Genomic DNA, 18,504 nt, shown 5'->3' on the forward strand with positions numbered 1-18,504 from the left:
ACGGGCACAAGCAGTCCCGAGGAGAAGGCCAATGAAGATTCCGGTGTGGATCGGCACACCCGTGGTCCTCGCATTGGCGACCACCGATGCGGCCTTGGTCCTTCAGTCCCGCGCTGTGGGCGCCTTGACGCGGGCCGTGATGCGCCGGATGTTCATCGCCACCCCGGGCGAGGGATCCTGTCCTTCGGACAAGACGGACGACATCTTCCGGTCCGCGTAACCGCCGACCTGAGACCAGGGCACGTCCGTGCAGTGCCCCCCCCGTCGGCCATCGAGCGCATGCACGGCTGTAGGGAGTGCGGCTGACACCCGTGCACGCGTAGTCCAGCAACCAGACTGCACCCACATCACACCGGCCTCAAGGGGTCGAACTAATTCCACAGCCTCCATCCACAGGGCGGTCCGTCGCGTACCGATACGATCGAAGCGTGCTCGGCCTCCCTCTGGCGATGGCCCGATTCAACTATCGGCTTGCACGCCTACCGCTCCAACTGATCGAGGATGCTGCCGTCGTGCGGCTCCCCGAAGAGTCGGCGCTGCGCCTGGGATACGAGAGAATTCTCATCGACTGCGATCGCGCGGCGGCCTATGTGCTCAATGACGAGTCGGCCGCCGCTCGAGCTTGTCGACTGCGTGAGCAGACCGCGCCGGCGCGCGTCACACGCGCACTAGAGCTGCGCCGAGTCGAGCAGCATGAGGAAGCCATCGATGCAGCCGAGGCTGAGCTACTTCACGGACATCGCGAGAGGTTTCTACACCGCCTACGGGAGCACATCTCCCAGACCCCTGCCGGGCGATAGCTGAACGATGCACGGGGCCGATGGCCTCACCCGGTGCCAGCCCGCTCCCGAGCGGTGACACCAGAACCCGCCTGGCGGACGAAGAAGGCCGCCGGGCGGGCACTGCTTCGGCGGCCTTGTTGGAGAGATTCTCAGCTGATGCCTACTCCACCTCCGATGCCGAAGTTGACGCTCAACCAGTGCAAAAAAGCTTGCATCGCGACGTTGAAGTCGACGCCGACGGAACCCATCCTTCTCACCTTCCTAGATGTCGGTCCCCCTACTTGATATATCTCTGTGGCGGGAATTCCGTTTCGAAGTATGGTGCCTACCAGAGCGACGACCACCGATAGCGACTTTCACATACCTCGAAGGCGCGCTCCGTGGATGCGAAACAGTGGAACCGCACGTCAGCGCCCGTGACGGCTAGCGCGTGTTCCACGCAACGGGGTCCGCCAACCAGGACGACGTCCACCCCCGCGCACCCGGCGCGGTAATGCGTCTCCATGAGGGCTTCGATCGCGCATACCGCCAGGAAGGTGACTCGGGAGAGGTTGACAATGAGCCCATACTCGGCGGCGTTGACACCGGTGTTCAAGCGCTCTACGAGGTCGGGCAAAGTCTGCGCGTCCACAGGCCCTGAGACCTCGATGACGCCAACCGCGACACTGGGTACTCCTGCAGGGATTCGCCCAACCGCTTGGGCCTCCGGCACCGGCGTGCGGGCGAGAATGGGTGAAATCGACACGGCAGGCCTCCTGATGCTCGATGGGCCTCTCGGTCGAATGGGCCACGCCAGAAGTGCAGTTGCCGATCGGCGCACGCGATCGCGCGAGAGGCAATCCCTGGGGCTGTGGACTCAACCAACCATGTTCTACCACCACTGCGGAGAGCTGTACACCGTCAGATTTCCTTCGGACTCCCGAGTTGGGTGCGGTGCCCGTGCGAGGCGCGGCGCCCGTTGGCTGCCCTTCGCCTGCCCGCGCCGATTTCCTACCTTGGAGTCCTTCTCCTGCCAGGGCTACCGGACGAGAATGGACTTGTCAGGGTTTCCCGGCGACGCCGGGAACAGACATCACCGTATTGGGAGAGATCATGCTTGGCCTCATTGTGGGTCTGGGCAGCACCGCCCTCGCGCTGGGTCTGGGTGTGGGCTTAGCCCTCACCGTCGGACTGGCCCTCGGCAGCCTGGCGCTCGGACTCGGCTTGCTGATCAGTGACGCGTCCATCAAGTACAACGTCCACGAACTCACGGACTGACCGACACATCACCGGCCTCATGGCCACGGGGTGACCTGCCCGGCTACGAATTCGAATCCGGCACGGTCACGAAATACTTCTGTGCCCGGCGGGTTGCACGTGCAGCGGTCACTCGCCGAGAGCAGTCGACAGCAGCTGCCAGGACGCGTGGAGGTCGTCTTGCCAGTAGCCCCACGAGTGGCTGCCCGGGGCGCCGAGCTCGACCGTGGCGGGGATCCCGAGCGCGGCGAGTCTGTCGGCCAGCTGGCGGGTGCACTGATCGGTGGCTGCCTCGATGACGCCACCCACCACCACCTGGGTGCCCAGGGCGATGGGGTTGCCGCCGACCCGGGGGTTGTCGAGGGTGTCGTGCGGACCCGGCAGCCCGGTGCGGTTGGAGATGTACAACGCAATCCCGCGCAGCTTCTCGGCCTGCAGATACGCGTCGTTGGCCACCCAGTCGGGGTCCGTGTACGGGCCCCACATATTCGTCGTGTCGCCACCCCCGGCCCCGACCACCAGCTCCACATATGCGCGGCCAGGAGGGGTACTCGTGTGCGCACAGCCGCTGTATGCAGCCACGCCCCGATATAGCGACGGCGCCATCTCGGCGAGCGTCAGCACCGCGCTGCCCGACGTGGACAGCCCGGCGATCGCGTTGCGGCCGTTCGCGCCCAGCGTTGCGTCGATTATCGGCGGGAGTTCCCTGGTCAGGAACGTGGTCCATCTGTTCACCCCGAGCGCCGGATCGGGCCGCTGCCAATCGGTGTAGTAGCTGAACCGCCCACCGACCGGAGTCACCACGTTGACGTTCTTGTCTGAGAAGAAGGACACCGCGTCGGACTGTGCCTGCCAGGTCGCGGCGTCCTCACCCCCGCCCGCGCCGTTGAGCAGGTACAGCGTCGGACGCGGTGCGGAGGTGTCGGCCGGGCGGATCACGTCCAACCGGATCGTCCTGTCCATCGCCGCGGAGTGAACGTAGATGCTCCACTGTCGGCCGCTGACCCTGTCGATGTGATCGACATACGAGCCGTTCGCACTCTGTCGGGCCGAGAGATCGGGGCTCGCCGCGGCGGACAACCCACCGGCCAGCCACGAGATGGCGACGATCAGCACGACGAGCAGCGCCCACCTCCGAGTAGAAACGACCGCAGCGAACCTGACCCGTTCGTGGAACATGTCCCACCACACTCCCTCAGACCGCACCCATCGGATACCTGAGTGCACCGCTCAACGGCGAGGACTCTGACCACGATCATCTCGCAGTCCTCGGCCCGACGGAATGCCCAGGAACCTACTAGCGGGACGCGGCCGCGTTTGATATCCGCGCGGCTATCTCCTTGGAGTCGCCCTACTTGCGGAGCCTCTCGTAGTTCTTGATCCTTGAGGTGGGGATCCGATGGCCAGCGACTCTCTAGCGCGGACGTATGGGCAGACAAGGGCGGCCTCCTCTTCTCCCAATCGGGCGATGTCCGGCAGCGGACGTCACTTCCGGACGGCCGCCGCCTACTCGACATCAGCGCAGTCGACGAACACGGAACCGCAGCTTCCGACTGCATCACTGTCAGCATCCTCAATCAGAAAGCCGAGGTTGAAGGAAACTGATGGCAAGTTAGTCCTGGCACTCGTGCTCGCCTGGGATGGGACGATCCGGCCGCAACGTTGGGCGGCGCGACCCCGTGGCGTCCGCGGGAGCTCCGTGGCTCCGAGGCGGTCCGGAGCGGGGTTCCCGGCGCATGACCGACCGGCCCTGGCGACCGGCCCGCAGTAACAACAACAGCAGCACGGCCACCCCAGCGAGCACAATGCCGATCAGATTGACGCCGAGTTGAGCCAGCGAGCTCAGCACGACATTCCACTTTCCCGCGAAGACCGCGACGACGGCCAAACCGGCAGCTGGCACCGTCGTTACCGAAATGAACACGCCCACCAGGACGGTGGAGGAGTAGTTGACCAGCGCCAACATGCCTGCCGCCCCCGCCAGCAGCGCCACCACCAGCGAGAATGGGCCCACCTCGTAGATGAAATCGAAGGCACGGGCGTTCTCGACATCACCGACCCCAATCCAGCCGAGGCGGATCCATAGCAGAGTGGCCAGCGCGGTGACCACCATCGCGGCCGGAAACGAGATGGCCAGGGTGCGTGCCGAATTCCGCACGAGCCCGATGTCGCGGCGGACCAGACCCACCGAAAGCGCTGCCAGCGGTCGGAATTCGGGCCCAACCACCATCGCACCGACGAGGGTCAGCAGCGAGGCCGTCGCCACGCCTACCGCCGACAGCAGGAACGCGATCGCCAGAAACGCCAGGAACGAGTACGTAAGCCGGGACCCCTCGCGCGCCTGACCGAGCAACTGCTCCCACACCACCGTTTCGTCCGGCCGTGTCGGAGCCGCAGCGTCCGCCCGCTCCCCGGCGCAGGAAAGCACGGTCCCCGTCGGCTCGAACACAATACCGCCCGTTCGCACCAGATCCAGAGCGGTCAACGCGGCGAGCACGTCATTCGCGCAGGCACGCGCCACATCCGCCTCGATCACATCACCAGGCGGATCGATGGCGGCACTGAGTGCAAGCGTCACATGAGTAGCGCCGGGTTCGGCGGCCAGCATGTGCAGCACTTCTCCGGTCCGCTCACTCGGCGAGATGACCCGCAGGTGGAGCACAGCATTTCCTCCTTCAGCCGGCGGTGGTCTGAGGTGCGAGCAGCATCGACGGCCGGTTCATCACGAGCAACCGTAGCGGGAATGACCGAACCCGAGAGGACACCGGTAAGCCAGGGGTGGCCAAATACGAGTCGTCGAAACGCTCATGCACCTACGCGGCGTTCCGATCGCGGTGATCGCGGCGTGGCTCGGCCACTCGAGCGCCGCCTTCACGCTGTCGACCTACGCCCACTCGCAGGTCCCGGCGCTGCTCGCTGCCGCGAGTTCCACGCCAGTTGTGACAATTCGTGACAAAAAGGGACATTCGGCGCCCGGATCCTGACTGGAAAGGCCCACTGACCAGTGCCCCCAGTCGGACTCGAACCGACACTCGGCGGATTTTAAGTCCGCTGCCTCTGCCAATTGGGCTATGGGGGCCGCGGCGCCGACATCGCGACAGCCGCTACCGGTCCGACACGCGGAAACGGTCGAACTGGACACGTGGATGCTAGCTTGCCCGCCGCGCCGATTGGCCGGATCGGAGCTACAGAATCGACAGCGCGATTCCGTCGAGGATGTCGTGCTCGCTGACCACGAGTTCGGTGATCCCGGCCCGGCGCGCGAGCTCATCGGCCAGGACGTCGGATACGATCGCTCCCCCACCGATGACGTCGACCCGACCCGGGTGCATCGGCCCGAGGGCGGCCCGCTGGTCGTGGGTCATGTGCACGAGCGAATCGTTCACCTCGTGCAGCCGCGGCAGCGTCATCCGCGACAGGTGCACCTTCTCGGCGTCGTAGTGCGGCAGCTCCAGCGCGACCGCGGCGATGGTGGTCATCGTGCCGGCAACGCCGACCCAGGTGTTGGCCTGCTCCACCGGCACCAGGTCGAAGGCCTCGGTGAGCTTCGCCAACGCGAACTCGCGCGCCTGCGCGATCTGCTCGGCCGTCGGCGGGTCGTCGTGCAGGCAGCGCTCGGTGATCCGCACGCAGCCGATGTCGGTCGAGTGGGCCGCGTGCACCCCGTCTCCATCACCGAGAACCACCTCGGTGGATCCGCCGCCGAGATCGACGACAACGAAAGGACCTGCGGCAGGATCGAGTTCGCCGACGGCACCGGCGAAGGACAGCCGTGCCTCCTCGTCGCCGGAGATCACCTCCGCCTGCGCTCCCTCGATCACGGCACCGAGGACCTCCCTGGTCATCGCGAAGAAGTCCTCGCGGTTGGAGGCATCCCGTGTCGCCGACGTCGCGACCATCCGGACCGCGGTCGCGCCGGTCTCGCGGATCATGTCCGCGTACTCCTGCAGCGCGACCCTGGTGCGCTCGATGGCCTCTGACGCGAACGCGCCGGTCGCGTCGACACCCTGCCCGAGGCGCACGACCCGCATCTCGCGCCGGACGTCGTGCAGGTGTCCCGCCGCGTCGGCGTCCGCGATCAGCAGGCGGATCGAGTTGGTGCCACAGTCGACGGCGGCGACCCTGGTCATTCGTCGTCCCCGGTCTCACCGGGTCCCTGGTAGACGGGCCAATCCGCCGGGATGGCGGTGCCGCGCAGCTTGCCCTGTGCGGCCAAAGCGACCGACTCGTCGCCGAGCGGGTTGAGCCCCGGACCCTTCGCCAGCGAATGCGCCATCAGCACGTGCAGGCACTTGACCCGGTCCGGCATGCCACCGCCGGTGAAATCCGTTCCGAGCGAATCGATCTCGTTCCGCTCCGCGAGGTAGGACTCGTGCGCGCGGCGGTATGCCTGCGCCAGCTCCGGATCGCGCTCGAGGCGCTCGGTCATCTCACGCATCACCCCGGCCGACTCCTGCCTGCTCGCCTCGGCGGTGAGACGCGGATCGGTCAGGTAGTACAGCGTGGGGAACGGCGTGCCGTCCGGCAGCCGGGGCGCGGTCTTGACCACGCCGGGCGTGCCGTCGGGGGCCCGGTAGGCGATGGCGAGCACGCCGCGCGGATCGCGGCCGAGCTGCGCGGCCACCGCGGCCAGGTCCTCCTGGGACACCGCGGGGCGGGAAGTGCTGTCAGCCGGATCGGTCACCCGACGGGCCCTCCTTGATCGTGAGGAATGGTCATCGAACCCGCGCCGGAATCCGGTGCGGGCGGGGGCGGTCCAGGAACAGGCGGCGCGGGCGTCGTGCTCGGCTCCGGCTGCGGCTCCACGATGGGCCGCCACAGGTCGGTGAACCAGGGATCCGCGGTGCGCTTGCGCTCGCTGAGCTCCTCGGGCCTGGTCGCCACCTCGCCTGGCAGCTGCACCTGGAACGGCGTCTCGCCGGGCTTGACGTACTGCAACCGCTCCCTGGCCTCGGCGGAGATGTACGCGGGGTCGTCGTTCTGCTGCTTCTGCCGGGTCAGCTGCTTGAGGTCGTTCTCGAGCTGCTCGCGCTGCGCGGCAACCCGATCCGCCTCGCTGCGCTGGGTGAGGTAGTTGCGCAGCGGGACGGCCAGGGTCAGCGCGAGCGCGCAGACCACCACCGCCAGCATCACCGCCTTGCCGGTGGAGAGCCCGAGGATGGTGCGTTCGGGCTTCTCCTCCCCCGAGCCGCCCGCCCGCGAACCCCGTGCGCGGATGGGCTTCTCGCTGGACGACTCCGGCTCGAACTCCGGTGCGGGCTTTCCGCCCGCCGCGGGACCGGAGCCGGGAGCCGGTGCGGTAGGTCCGGTCGGGCGACCGCGCGACGGACGCCGCGCAGCCGACTCGTCGCGGGTGCGACGGGCGTCCCGACCGGCCGGGCTGCCGCCCGGACGTGACCTACCGCGTTGGCTCATAGGCTCAGTCCCGCTTCCGTTCTCAGCTCGCCGAGCCGTCGAAGGAGAAGCGCGGGAACGCGAGCTCGCCTGCGTAGCGGGCCGCGTCGCCGAGGGCCTCCTCGATGCGGAGGAGCTGGTTGTACTTCGCGACGCGCTCGCTGCGGGCGGGGGCGCCGGTCTTGATCTGGCCGCTGCCGACGGCGACGGCGAGGTCGGCGATGGTGGTGTCCTCGGTCTCGCCCGAGCGGTGGCTCATCATCGTCTTGTAGCCGTTGCGGTGCGCCAGGTCGACCGCGTCCAGGGTCTCGGTCAGCGTGCCGATCTGGTTCACCTTCACCAGCAGCGCGTTCGCGGCGCCCTTGACGATGCCCTCTTCGAGGCGGTCCGGGTTGGTGACGAACAGGTCGTCGCCGACGAGCTGCAGCTTGTCACCGATCTGATCGGTGAGGGCGACCCAGCCCTCCCAGTCGTCCTCGTCCAGCGGATCCTCGATGGACACCAGCGGGTAGGCGGTCAGCAGCTCGGCGTAGAACGCGCCCATCTCGGCGGCGGTGCGGTTCTTGCCCTCGAACTTGTAGCCGGTGCCGTCGGTGTAGAACTCGGTCGCCGCCACGTCAAGGGCCAGGGCCACGTCGGTGCCCAGCTTCAGGCCGGTCTTCGCGATGGCCTCGCTGATCAGGTCGAGCGCCTCCTTGGTGCCCGCGACGTCGGGGGCGAAGCCGCCCTCGTCACCGAGGCCGGTGGACAGCCCCTTGGCCTTGAGGACCGACTTGAGCGAGTGGTACACCTCGGTGCCCCAGCGCAGCGACTCCTTGAAGGTGGCGGCGCCGATCGGCGCGACCATGAACTCCTGGACGTCGACGCCGGTGTCCGCGTGCGCGCCACCGTTGAGGATGTTCATCATCGGGACGGGCAGGACGTGCGCGTTCGGGCCGCCGACGTAACGGAACAGCTCGAGGCCGGAGGACTCGGCGCCCGCGCGGGCGACGGCCAGCGACGCGCCGAGCAGGGCGTTGGCGCCGAGGCGGGACTTGTCCGGGGTGCCGTCGAGGTCCAGCAGGGCCTGGTCGACCACGCGCTGCTCGGTGGCGTCGATGCCGATGATGGCAGGGGCGATCTCGCCGAGCACGGCCTCGACGGCCTTCTCGACGCCCTTGCCGCCGTAGCGGTCGCCGCCGTCACGCAGCTCCACGGCCTCGTGCTCGCCGGTGGAGGCTCCCGAGGGCACCGCGGCGCGGGCGAAGCTGCCGTCGTCGAGCAGCACCTCGACCTCCACCGTGGGGTTTCCCCGGGAATCGAGGATCTCGCGAGCTCCGACCTGCTCAATGATGGCCACGGATGGTTCTCCTTTTGGCGGCGTTTCCAGTAGACGATTTCGCTACATAGTGCCAGGTCTGAGCCTAACGGCAGCAACCGGCCGTGTCGTCGCGCCGCGCGGTCACGGCCGGGTCCCCACCGAGTACGCGGCCGCGCGGTCGCGAACATCGGTCAGGTACTCGCCGGACAGGTTGTAGGCCATCAGGGCCCGGCGCCAGCCCTCCGCGGAGGTCAGGTCGCCGCCCCTGGCACAGAGATACCGCGCCGCCGTCAGCGCCGCGTCGTCGATGTTGTCCGGGTTCGCCACCCCGTCACCGTTGGCGTCGACGCCCCATCGCTTCCAGGTCTCGGGGATGAACTGCAGCGGACCCATCGCCCGGTCGTGCACGGGGTCGCCGTCCATCACGCCGCCGTCGGTGTCCGGGATCTCGGCCACCCCCGGTCCCCCGTCGAGCGGTATCCCCCGGATCTGCGGGCTGACGTCGCCGGTCGGCGCGACGGAGGAACCGCGGTAGGTGCCGTGCCTGCTCTCGACGCTCGCGATGCCAGCCACCGTCGTCCAACCGATGCCGCACTCGGGCCGGGACTGCGCCATCACCGCGGCCGCGTACCCGTAGGCCTCGAGCGCGGTGACCGAGATGCCGAGGGCGTCGGTCTGGTCGGCTGCCCAGTCCCGCAACTGATCGGCGGTCCGACCGGGCGCGTCGATGTCGATCGGGGGGACGGCCGCACCCGGTCCCGGCGGAATGCCCTGCGGGATGGGAATCTTCGGCTCACCCCCACACCCGGCGAGGAGGGCGCCGCCGAGCACGGACCCGACAACACACCCGAGCAGTCGTCGATTTCGTGTGGTCACCGCGTCCATCATCCACGTGAAGCACGGACTGGCGGCGATCCGGGCAATTCGGACGGGCCGCCGCCGCGACCGAAGCCTGCGCGTGGTAAGTGCTACCTTATTTCGGTTCAAGAGAAGGTTCGCCTTGCCTATGTACGGGCTGCGGACATGCACAGATGAGGAGCCGCCGTGCTCATACTCGCCGCAGGCGCGAGCGCGCCGAGCGTTGCGACGCAGCTGGCAGGCAGCGGACTCATCGGACTCCGCGAGGGACTCGAGACCGGCATCGTCGTGATGATCCTCGTCGCGTTCCTGGTCAAGTCCGATCGCCGCGACGCCCTCAAATGGGTGTGGCTCGGCGTCGCCGCCGCCGTCGCCATGGTCGCGATCATCTTCGTCGCCATCCATTTCGGCACCTCGACGGTCACCGGATTGGCGGCCGAGCTCATCAGCGGGCTCGCGTCCCTGGTCGCTGTGATCATCGTGACCGCGATGGTGCTGTGGATGCGCAAGGCCGCCGCCTCGATCTCCGGGCACCTGCGCGCCGGGCTGGCCAAGGCGCTCGCGGTCGGACCGTTCGCGGTCGCGTCGATGGCCTTCTTCGCCGTCGGCCGCGAGGGGGTGGAGACCGCCCTGCTGCTGGTCGGCTACGCGGAGAACACCGCGGGCAGCATCTGGCCCCTCGTCGGACTGCTCCTCGGGATCGCCGTCGCCGCGGCCGTGACCGTCGCCCTGTACTTCGGTGCGGTCCGGATCGACTTCGCTGCCTTCTTCCGATACACAGGCGTGTTCCTGGTGGTCGTCGCGGCCGGGATCCTGGCCTACGGCGTCCGCGCCTTGCAGATCGCCGGCTGGCTCCCCGGCGGATCGAACCTGGCGTTCGACGTCTCGGCCCACTTCGACACCTCGACCTGGTACGGCACCGTCCTGCAGGGCATCTTCAACTTCCGGCCGGACCCGACGGTCCTCCAGGTGCTCGCGTGGACGGTGTACCTGGTCGTCGTGCTCGCCCTGTTCCTGCGCCCGCTGCCTGCCAAGCCCGGGCAGGATCCGCTCCCCGAACCCGCCAACGTCCCCGCTTCCTGAAAGGCTCCATCGTGCGTCGCACCGTTCCCGCCATTGCACTGCTGGCCCTCGCGCCGGTGGCGCTGGCCGCCTGCACCGCCAAGTCCGAGAGCGCCGAGGGCGCGATCGCGGTCACCGCGACCGACTCCAGTTGCGAGGTCGCGCGCGACACCGGCGAGACCGGCAACAACACGTTCGAGATCACCAACAACGGGTCGAAGGTCACCGAGTTCTACGTCTACGGCGAGGGCGACCGTGTCATGGGCGAGGTCGAGAACGTCGGTCCCGGCCTGACCCGCAACCTGATCGTGAACTTCGCGGAGGCAGGCACCTATCACACCGCCTGCAAGCCGGGCATGGTCGGCGACGGCATCCGCTCCGAGTTCACGGTGACCGGCGACTCCGCGAAGACCGCCGACGAGAGCGGCCAATTGGCCGACGCCGCAGCCGGATACAAGCGCTACGTCACGAGCCAGGTGACCGCCCTCCAGGAGACGGCGGCGGTGTTCGTCGCCGCGATCAAGTCCGGCGACATCGAGGCCGCCAAGGCGAAGTTCCCGACCACCCGCACCTACTACGAGCGCATCGAGCCGATCGCCGAGTCGTTCCCCGACGACCTCGACCCGCGCCTCGACCTGCGCGAGGTCGATCTCGAACCCGGCCAGAAGTGGACCGGCTTCCACCGGCTCGAGAAGGATCTGTGGGCCCAGGGTCTGCAGCCTGACACGAACGCCATCGCCGACCAGCTCCTCGCCGACCTCAAGGAACTGTCCGACGGCATCAACTCCCCCGACTTCACCGTCGATCCGATCCAGGTCGCCGGCGGCGCCCAGACGCTGCTCGACGAGGTCTCCCGCACCAAGATCACCGGCGAGGAGGACATCTTCAGCGGCACCGACCTGTGGGACTTCCAGGCCAACGTCGACGGCTCCCAGGCCGCGATCGCGACGCTCCGCCCGATCGTCGACGAGAAGGACCCCGCGCTGGGCACCCGGATCGATCAGCGCTTCGCCGAGCTCGATGCGGAGCTGGCCCTCTACCGCAGCGGCGACGGCTTCGTGCTGTACAGCACGGTGACCGAGCCGCAGCGACAGGCGCTCTCGCAGAAGATCGACGCCTTGTCCGCCGAGGTGAGCCAGGTGCAGGGTGTCGTCGCCGGGCAGTGACGGCGCCGGCCGTCCAGGGCTCTCGCGGCGCAGGCTCTTCGGCGCTGTCGGCGCCGGGGCGCTGGCGGTGGGCGCGGGCGCGGCGGTCGGGCGCCTGACCGCACCCGAGTCCGCGTCGGTGGACACCCAGGTGGTCGGCTTCCGCGGCGCCCACCAGGCCGGGATCGTCACCCCGGCTCAGGACCGCATGCACTTCGTCGCGTTCGACGTCACCACCGACTCCCGGGACGACCTGGTCGCCCTGCTGAAGAAGTGGACCGAGATGGCCGAGCGGATGACGGCGGGCGAGGAGGCCGTGCCCGACGGCGCGATCGGCGCGGGCGACTACTCCCCGCCGACCGACACCGGCGAGGCCCTCGACCTGCACGCGAGCCGGCTGACGCTGACCATCGGGTTCGGGCCGTCGCTGTTCGAGCGGTTCGACCTGGCGGGCAAGCGTCCAGCGGCGCTGACCGAGTTGCCGAAGTTCACCGGCGACGCCCTCGACCCGGCCCGCAGCGGAGGGGACATCTGCATCCAGGCCTGCGCGGACGACCCCCAGGTGGCCGTGCACGCCGTCCGTAACCTCGCCCGGGTCGGCTTCGGCACGGTCGCGGTGAAGTGGTCGCAGCTCGGATTCGGCCGCACCTCCTCGACCTCGACCACCCAGTCGACGCCGCGGAACCTGTTCGGGTTCAAGGACGGAACGCGCAACATCAAGGCCGAGGACCAGGGCGTGGTGGACGAACAGGTCTGGGTGGCCGAGTCCGACGACCAGCAGTGGATGGCGGGCGGCTCGTATCTGGTGGCCCGACGCATCCGGATGCTGATCGAATCGTGGGACCGCACCGCACTCCACGAACAGGAGCGGGTGATCGGGCGCAGCAAGGGCACCGGTGCGCCGCTCGGCGAGAAGAACGAGTTCGATCCACTGAACCTCGAGGCGAAGGGCGCGGGCGGACAACCCGTCATCGACGCCGACGCGCACGTCCGGCTCGCCTCGGCCGAGGAACTCGGCGGCATCCAGATCCTGCGCCGGGGCTACAACTTCACCGACGGGTCAGACGGCTTCGGGCACCTCGACGCCGGACTGTTCTTCATCGCCTACTGCCGCGATCCGCAGAAGCAGTTCGTGCCGATGCAGTTGTCGCTCTCGCGCAACGACGCGCTCAACGAGTACATCAAGCACGTCGGGTCCGCGGTGTTCGCCGTGCCGCCAGGTGTCGGAGACGGCGGGTACTGGGGTTCGACGCTGTTCGAGGGGAAGCCGACTCCGGTGGAACCGGTGGCCGAGCCCGGGCACTGACCGGAGCGGCTCGGATCCGCTAGGCCCAGTGCGCCTTCCAGTCTTCGGGGGCGAGCGGGCCGGGGGTGATCCCGGCCGCCGCGGCGGCGCGCTCGGCGGCCCGGATCCGGTCCGCGAAGGCCAGCACGGCCCGCCGCAGGGTCACCTCCGCGCTGCCGTTCTCGCCGATCCGCACCGTCGTGAGGTCCTCGGGCACCAGCTCAGCGGGTAGCCCGGCCTTGCGGGCCCGGCCGATCACCTTCTCCGCCAGCGCAAGGGCGGGCAGGCTGGTGGCGATGCCGTCGATGCACGAGGCGCGCGACTTCTCCGCCAGCTTGCGGCGCTCCCACGCCGCCTCCTGCTCGGCGATGTCGATCGGGCCGACAGCGTCCTCGGCGAGGTGCGGGCTGCGGTGCGCCAGCTTGGCGACCAGCGTGGCCGCCACGTCGTCGACGTCGAAGTGCCCGGCGGCCTGCGCGATCCGGGACTGGAAGAGCACCTGCAGCAGCAGATCCCCGAGTTCCTCGCGGATCTCGACCGGGTCCCCCGCCGCGATCGCATCGAGCAGCTCGTAGGTCTCCTCGACGAGGTAGACCGTCAGCGAGTCGTGGGTCTGGGTGACCTCCCAGCCGCCGTATCCCCACAGTTTGTCCATCACGTCGATGGCCTCGACCACACTGTCACCCGGTCGGATCTCGTTGCCGGCCAATGTCTCACACCCTCGCAGGAAGGCTGCTGACGTCGACCGCGCCCGCAGCCCGGCCGTCGAGGGCGAGCAGGAAGTCCGCGATGTACTGCAGCAGCTCGACGTCCCGCAGCCGGTCCGCACCGACTCCACCCGAGCCGGTTCGCGGCAACGGAAGCTGCACCATCCCTGTCGTCGCGCGGTACTGCGCGCTCGGGTAGAGGCGCTTGAGCCGGAGCTGCTTCGAGTCCGGGAGCTGCATCGGCGCGATCTTGAGCTGGGTGCCCGCCACGGAGACCTCCTCGAGGCCGAACTCGCGGCAGAGCAGGCGCAGCTTGGCGACCGAGACCAGCCTGCCGACCTCCTCCGGCACGGGGCCGTATCGGTCGACGAGCTCCTCGATCACCGCGGCGATGGCCTCGGAGTCGGTGGCGGCGGCCAGCTTCCGGTATGCCTCGAGCCGGAGCCGGTCGCCGGTCACGTAGTCGGGCGGGATGTGGGCGTCCACCGGCAGGTCGATGCGGACCTCCTTCGGAGCCTCGTCGGTGGTGACCGGCCTGCCGTCGGCGACGGCGCGGAACGCCTCAACGGCCTCGCCGACCAGCCGCACGTACAGGTCGAACCCGACGCCTGCGACGTGGCCGGACTGTTCCGCCCCCAACACATTTCCCGCGCCGCGGATCTCCAGGTCCTTCATCGCGACGGCCATGCCCGCACCGAGATCGGAGTTCTGCGAGATGGTGGCGAGGCGGTCGTACGCGGTCTCGGTGAGCGGCTTCTCCGGCGGGTACAGGAAGTACGCGTAGCCGCGCTCGCGACTGCGGCCGACGCGACCGCGGAGCTGGTGCAGCTGGGACAGGCCGAGCGAATCGGCCCGCTCGACGAGCAGGGTGTTGGCATTGGAGATGTCCAAGCCGGTCTCGATGATGGTGGTGCACACCAGCACGTCGAACTCGCGCTCCCAGAAGCCCTGCACGGTCTTCTCGAGGGTCTCCTCGTTCATCTGGCCGTGCGCGACCACCACCCGCGCCTCGGGCACCAGGTCGCGAAGTCGCTTGGCGGCCTTGTCGATCGAGCTGACCCGGTTGTGCACATAGAACACCTGGCCGTCGCGCAGCAGCTCGCGCCGGATCGCGGCGGCCACCTGCTTGTCGGCGTACGCGCCGACATAGGTGAGCACCGGGTGCCGCTCCTCCGGCGGGGTGAGGATGGTCGACATCTCGCGGATGCCGGCCATGCTCATCTCGAGGGTTCGCGGAATCGGGGTGGCGGACATGGTGAGCACGTCGACGTGGGTGCGCAGCGCCTTGATGTGTTCCTTGTGCTCGACGCCGAAGCGCTGTTCCTCGTCGACGATCACCAGCCCGAGGTCCTTCCAGCGGACCGCGGTCTGCAACAGACGGTGGGTACCGACGACGACGTCGACCTCGCCGTCCGCCATGCCGGCGATGATCTCCCGCGACTCCCCCGGGTCGGTGAACCGGGACAGGCCCCGGACTTTGACGGGGAAGGAAGCCATTCGCTCGGTGAAGGTCTGCAGATGCTGTTGCGCGAGAAGGGTGGTCGGTACCAGCACCGCCACCTGCTTGCCGTCCTGGACGGCCTTGAACGCGGCACGGACCGCGACCTCGGTCTTGCCGTAGCCGACGTCGCCGATCACGACCCGGTCCATCGGGACCGGCTTCTCCATGTCGGCCTTGACCTCGTCGATGACCGTCAGCTGGTCGTGGGTCTCGGTGAACGCGAACGCGTCCTCCATCTCCTTCTGCCACGGGGTGTCCGGGCCGAAGGCGTGCCCGGGCGCGGCCTGCCGGGCCGCGTACAGCTGGACCAGTTCCCCTGCGATCTCACGAACAGCCTTGCGGGCCTTGCGCTTGGTGTTGGTCCAGTCGGAGCCGCCGAGCTTCGAGAGCGCGGGCAGCTCGCCGCCGACGTAGCGGGAGAGCTGGTCGAGGGACTCCATCGGCACGAACAGCCGGTCGCCGGGATGGCCCCGCTTGCTTGCCGCATACTCGATCACCAGGTACTCGCGGCGCGCGCCGCCCACGGTCCGCTCGACCATCTCGACGAACCGGCCGATGCCGTGCTGATCGTGCACCACCATGTCGCCCGCGGTCAGCGCGAGCGGGTCGACCTGGTTGCGCCGCTTGGCCGGCAGCCGCTTGCCGTCCCCGACCGCAGCGACCCGGTTGCCGGTGAGGTCGGACTCGGTGATCAGGACCAGGCCGGCATCGGCGGCCTCGCCACCGGGGAACATCAGTCCGTCGTGCAGGCTGCCGCACAGCACCCCCACCACGCCGGGCACCGGTGCCGCGCCAGGCGCGAGCTGGGTCGCCGGGACCTCCGCCTCGGCGAGGCGCTCCAGCACCCGGTGCGCGGTGCCGGAGCCGGCCACCACGATCGCGGCCCGACCGCCCGCGCTCACGTGCGCCCGCAGGGTCACGAACAGCTCGGCCAGCAGCTCGTCGGAACCGCGGACCTCCGGCACCGCCCGCAGTTCGAGGGCCAGCTCCTCGCCGCTGCCCGAGGCGAGCGGACTGACCGTCCACCAGGGCCTGCCGGACGCCTCGACGCTCTCGCGCACCTGCCGCAGCGACCGGTAGGCGGAGGCCGCGAGGTCGAGGCCCTTGCCACCGACGCTCGAGGTGTCGATCGCGGACGCGTCCAGCGGCGCCGCCCCGCCCAGCGAGGCCGCCGTCCAGGACGCCTCGAGGAACTCCTGGCCGGTGCGCACCAGGTCGGTCGCGCGGGTGCGGATCTTCTCCGGGTCGCAGAGCAGCACGTGCGTGTTCGCGGGCAGCGCATCGGTGAGCAGCGCCAGCTCGCCGTTCTGCAGCACGGGAAGCAGCGCCTCCATACCCTCGACCGGGATGCCGGCGGACAGCTTGTCGAGCATCTCCACCAGCGCCGCATCGGCCTGGTTGTCGGCGGCCAGTGCCGCCGCGCGATCACGTACAGCCGCGGTGAGCAGCAGCTCGCGACAGGGCGGCGCGATCAGGGTGGCGACCTCGAGCTCGGGCAACGACCGCTGATCGGCCACCGAGAACGCGCGCAGCTCGGTGACTTCGTCGCCCCAGAACTCCACCCGAACCGGGTGGTCGGCGGTCGGCGAGAAGATGTCGAGGATGCCGCCGCGGACCGCGAACTCACCGCGCTTGCCGACCATGTCGACGCGCTCGTAGGCCAGTTCGACGAGGCGGTGTGTCAGCGCGTCGAAGTCGTGTTCGGATCCGACCCGCAGCGTGATCGGTTCGATCTCGCCGAGCCCGGGGGCCATCGGCTGCACCAGCGAGCGGACGGTGGTGACGATGACCCGCAGCGGCGGGCCGTAGTCGGCGTCGTCCGGGCGCGCCAACCTGCGCAGCACCTCGAGCCTGCGGCCGACCGTGTCCGCGCCTGGTGAGAGCCGCTCGTGCGGCAGCGTCTCCCAGGACGGGAACTGGGCGACCGCGTCGCCGAGCACCTCGCGCAGCTCACCGGTCAGGTCGTCGGCCTCGCGGCCCGTCGCGGTGACGAGCAGCAGCTGCACTTTCTCCGCGATGGCCGAGGCGATGAACGGCCGGGCCGGGGTGGGCGCGACGATGTCGAGCGAGGCCGAGCCGACGGCCTCGCGCACGCCGCCGAAGGCGGGGTCGGCGAGCGCCGACGCGAACACACCGGCGAGGGGAAAGGCAGCGGGTTCGACGGCCACCGGGTTCGAAGAACGGGAAGACAACGTCGATGCTCCTGGGCTCGCCGAACGGGTGAAGCCGCCGCTTGGGCGACCACAGAAGAGTCTAAGCGCGGCCACCGACGTTTTCCGATGGGGCCGCCGCGGTAGCGCGGCCCCTGCCGCGGTGCTATCGGCCCCCGAGTTTCGGATCGGCCTCGAGGTTGGTCAGGCCGTTCCAGCACAGGTTCACCACGTGCGCTGCCACCACCTCCTTGGGAGGGGTCCGTTCGTCGAGCCACCACTGCGCGGTCATCGACACCATCCCCACCAACGCCTGGGCGTAGAGGGGCGCGAGGTCCGGGTCGAAGCCGCGTTTGGAGAAATCCGAGGCCAGGATGTGCCCGACCTGGCTGACTGCATCGTTCAGCAGGGACGAATAGGTACCGTCGGCCGCCGTGACCGAGGAGTCGCGCACGAGGATGCGGAACCCGTCAGTGCGCTCCTCGACGTAGGTGAGCAGGGCCAATGCCACCCGCTCGACTCGGACCCGGGACCGATTCTGCGAGAGGGAGGCGGTGATCATGTTGAGCAGCGTCGACATCTCGCGGTCCACGACCACGGCGTAGAGGCCCTCCTTACCGCCGAAGTGCTCGTAGACCACGGGCTTGGAGACGCTCGCACGGGCCGAGATCTCCTCGATGGAGGTGGCCTCGTACCCGCGTTCGGCGAACAGCGCGCGGGCGATCTCGATCAGCTGCTCACGACGCTGGGTGCCGGTCATCCGCGTCCGCGGAGGTCGTTCGCCGGGGGCCTGCGGGGGTCGGGACATGCCGCCAGCCTATCCGGCACGCGAATCGATTCAGTCGAGGCGGTTCGACCAAATCCGCGGCAGCATGCGAGGATCGTGGGCGCACAGGCGGGGCCGGGTCGAGCCTCCGGTTTCTGACGCGTTTCCGCAGGTGCGGCAATCCGCCGTAGTGTAATGGCAGCACCTCTGATTTTGGTTCAGATAGTTCAGGTTCGAGTCCTGGCGGCGGAGCGAGTACTAATGAGCGACCATTGGCACAGTGGCGCGATCTGCTGGGTCACCCAGCAGCTGTAGAGA

The 18,504-nt window shown here is 68.9% G+C and carries 17 protein-coding genes and 2 tRNA genes; 7 read left to right on the plus strand and 12 right to left on the minus strand.

Annotated features, from left to right (window positions below; translation table 11 throughout):
• Nucleotides 1–31: 31 nt before the first annotated feature.
• Both BR31_RS0111335 and BR31_RS0111340 read left to right on the plus strand, forming a co-directional pair.
• The gene (locus BR31_RS0111335) at nt 32–220 is read left to right on the plus strand and encodes a hypothetical protein (protein ID WP_027501066.1); all 189 of its coding nucleotides are present in this window, start codon (nt 32–34) and stop codon (nt 218–220) included.
• 208 nt (nt 221–428) lie between these two features.
• Nucleotides 429–800 carry a hypothetical protein gene (locus tag BR31_RS0111340; protein WP_027501067.1) on the plus strand — a complete coding sequence of 124 codons (372 nt, stop codon included), beginning with the start codon at nt 429–431 and terminating at the stop codon, nt 798–800.
• A gap of 307 nt (nt 801–1,107) precedes the next feature.
• Here the strand turns inward: BR31_RS0111340 and BR31_RS32585 are convergent, their stop codons facing one another.
• A complete protein-coding gene (locus tag BR31_RS32585; protein ID WP_081830418.1) occupies nt 1,108–1,602 on the minus strand; it encodes an STAS domain-containing protein in 495 nt (164 codons plus the stop codon).
• A gap of 272 nt (nt 1,603–1,874) precedes the next feature.
• On the opposite strand from BR31_RS32585, the gene BR31_RS31865 reads away from it, so the two are divergent.
• The gene (locus tag BR31_RS31865; RefSeq protein ID WP_197023596.1) at nt 1,875–2,039 is read left to right on the plus strand and encodes a hypothetical protein; all 165 of its coding nucleotides are present in this window, start codon (nt 1,875–1,877) and stop codon (nt 2,037–2,039) included.
• A 108-nt stretch (nt 2,040–2,147) separates the two neighbouring features.
• On the opposite strand, the gene BR31_RS0111355 is transcribed toward BR31_RS31865, so the two are convergent.
• From BR31_RS0111355 to BR31_RS0111395, 8 genes are all read right to left on the minus strand, one after another.
• Nucleotides 2,148–3,197, minus strand: coding sequence for an alpha/beta hydrolase (locus tag BR31_RS0111355; protein ID WP_037176329.1), 1,050 nt, complete (start codon nt 3,195–3,197; stop codon nt 2,148–2,150).
• A 433-nt stretch (nt 3,198–3,630) separates the two neighbouring features.
• The gene (locus tag BR31_RS28280; RefSeq protein ID WP_081830419.1) at nt 3,631–4,680 is read right to left on the minus strand and encodes a DUF389 domain-containing protein; all 1,050 of its coding nucleotides are present in this window, start codon (nt 4,678–4,680) and stop codon (nt 3,631–3,633) included.
• Between the two features lie 343 nt (nt 4,681–5,023).
• A tRNA-Leu gene (locus BR31_RS0111370) sits at nt 5,024–5,097 on the minus strand.
• Nucleotides 5,098–5,203: 106 nt separating this feature from the next.
• Nucleotides 5,204–6,148: a Ppx/GppA phosphatase family protein gene (locus tag BR31_RS0111375; RefSeq protein ID WP_027501070.1), complete on the minus strand. Its 945-nt coding sequence runs from the start codon at nt 6,146–6,148 to the stop codon at nt 5,204–5,206.
• Nucleotides 6,145–6,702 carry a DUF501 domain-containing protein gene (locus BR31_RS0111380; RefSeq protein ID WP_027501071.1) on the minus strand — a complete coding sequence of 186 codons (558 nt, stop codon included), beginning with the start codon at nt 6,700–6,702 and terminating at the stop codon, nt 6,145–6,147. Before BR31_RS0111380 ends, BR31_RS0111375 begins: the two co-directional genes overlap by 4 nt.
• Nucleotides 6,699–7,433, minus strand: a complete 735-nt coding sequence (locus tag BR31_RS28290; protein ID WP_081830420.1) for a septum formation initiator family protein — start codon at nt 7,431–7,433, stop codon at nt 6,699–6,701. Before BR31_RS28290 ends, BR31_RS0111380 begins: the two co-directional genes overlap by 4 nt.
• A 22-nt stretch (nt 7,434–7,455) precedes the next feature.
• The gene (gene eno / locus BR31_RS0111390) at nt 7,456–8,751 is read right to left on the minus strand and encodes a phosphopyruvate hydratase (protein ID WP_027501072.1); all 1,296 of its coding nucleotides are present in this window, start codon (nt 8,749–8,751) and stop codon (nt 7,456–7,458) included.
• A gap of 102 nt (nt 8,752–8,853) precedes the next feature.
• Nucleotides 8,854–9,597, minus strand: coding sequence for a lytic transglycosylase domain-containing protein (locus BR31_RS0111395; protein ID WP_231496452.1), 744 nt, complete (start codon nt 9,595–9,597; stop codon nt 8,854–8,856).
• Nucleotides 9,598–9,756: 159 nt separating this feature from the next.
• Here BR31_RS0111395 and efeU point away from each other — a divergent pair, with 159 nt between their 5' ends.
• Genes efeU through efeB form a run of 3 tightly spaced genes read left to right on the plus strand, consistent with a single transcriptional unit; the run spans nt 9,757 to nt 13,083 of the window.
• Entirely contained in the window at nt 9,757–10,653 is an 897-nt protein-coding gene (gene efeU, locus BR31_RS32180; protein ID WP_037176331.1) for an iron uptake transporter permease EfeU, read from the plus strand.
• Nucleotides 10,654–10,664: 11 nt separating this feature from the next.
• Nucleotides 10,665–11,798: an iron uptake system protein EfeO gene (gene efeO, locus BR31_RS32185; RefSeq protein WP_027501074.1), complete on the plus strand. Its 1,134-nt coding sequence runs from the start codon at nt 10,665–10,667 to the stop codon at nt 11,796–11,798.
• The gene (gene efeB / locus BR31_RS28300) at nt 11,779–13,083 is read left to right on the plus strand and encodes an iron uptake transporter deferrochelatase/peroxidase subunit (protein WP_051637310.1); all 1,305 of its coding nucleotides are present in this window, start codon (nt 11,779–11,781) and stop codon (nt 13,081–13,083) included. The genes efeO and efeB overlap by 20 nt, the downstream gene beginning before the upstream one ends.
• A 19-nt stretch (nt 13,084–13,102) precedes the next feature.
• Here efeB and BR31_RS0111415 read toward each other — a convergent pair whose 3' ends face one another.
• The 3 genes from BR31_RS0111415 to BR31_RS0111425 form a co-directional block, all read right to left on the minus strand.
• On the minus strand, nt 13,103–13,789 hold the full coding sequence (locus BR31_RS0111415) for a nucleoside triphosphate pyrophosphohydrolase (RefSeq protein ID WP_231496455.1): 687 nt from the start codon (nt 13,787–13,789) through the stop codon (nt 13,103–13,105).
• A complete protein-coding gene (gene mfd / locus BR31_RS0111420) occupies nt 13,776–17,402 on the minus strand; it encodes a transcription-repair coupling factor (RefSeq protein WP_231496456.1) in 3,627 nt (1,208 codons plus the stop codon). The genes BR31_RS0111415 and mfd overlap by 14 nt, the downstream gene beginning before the upstream one ends.
• A gap of 184 nt (nt 17,403–17,586) precedes the next feature.
• Entirely contained in the window at nt 17,587–18,228 is a 642-nt protein-coding gene (locus BR31_RS0111425; protein ID WP_027501077.1) for a TetR/AcrR family transcriptional regulator, read from the minus strand.
• A 139-nt stretch (nt 18,229–18,367) separates the two neighbouring features.
• Between BR31_RS0111425 and BR31_RS0111430 the strand changes: the two genes are divergently transcribed.
• Nucleotides 18,368–18,438 (plus strand) — tRNA-Gln (locus BR31_RS0111430).
• The last annotated feature ends 66 nt before the right edge of the window (nt 18,439–18,504 follow it).

Origin of the sequence: Rhodococcus sp. UNC363MFTsu5.1, assembly GCF_000686785.1 — a bacterium.
GTDB lineage: Bacteria > Actinomycetota > Actinomycetes > Mycobacteriales > Mycobacteriaceae > Rhodococcus_G > Rhodococcus_G maanshanensis.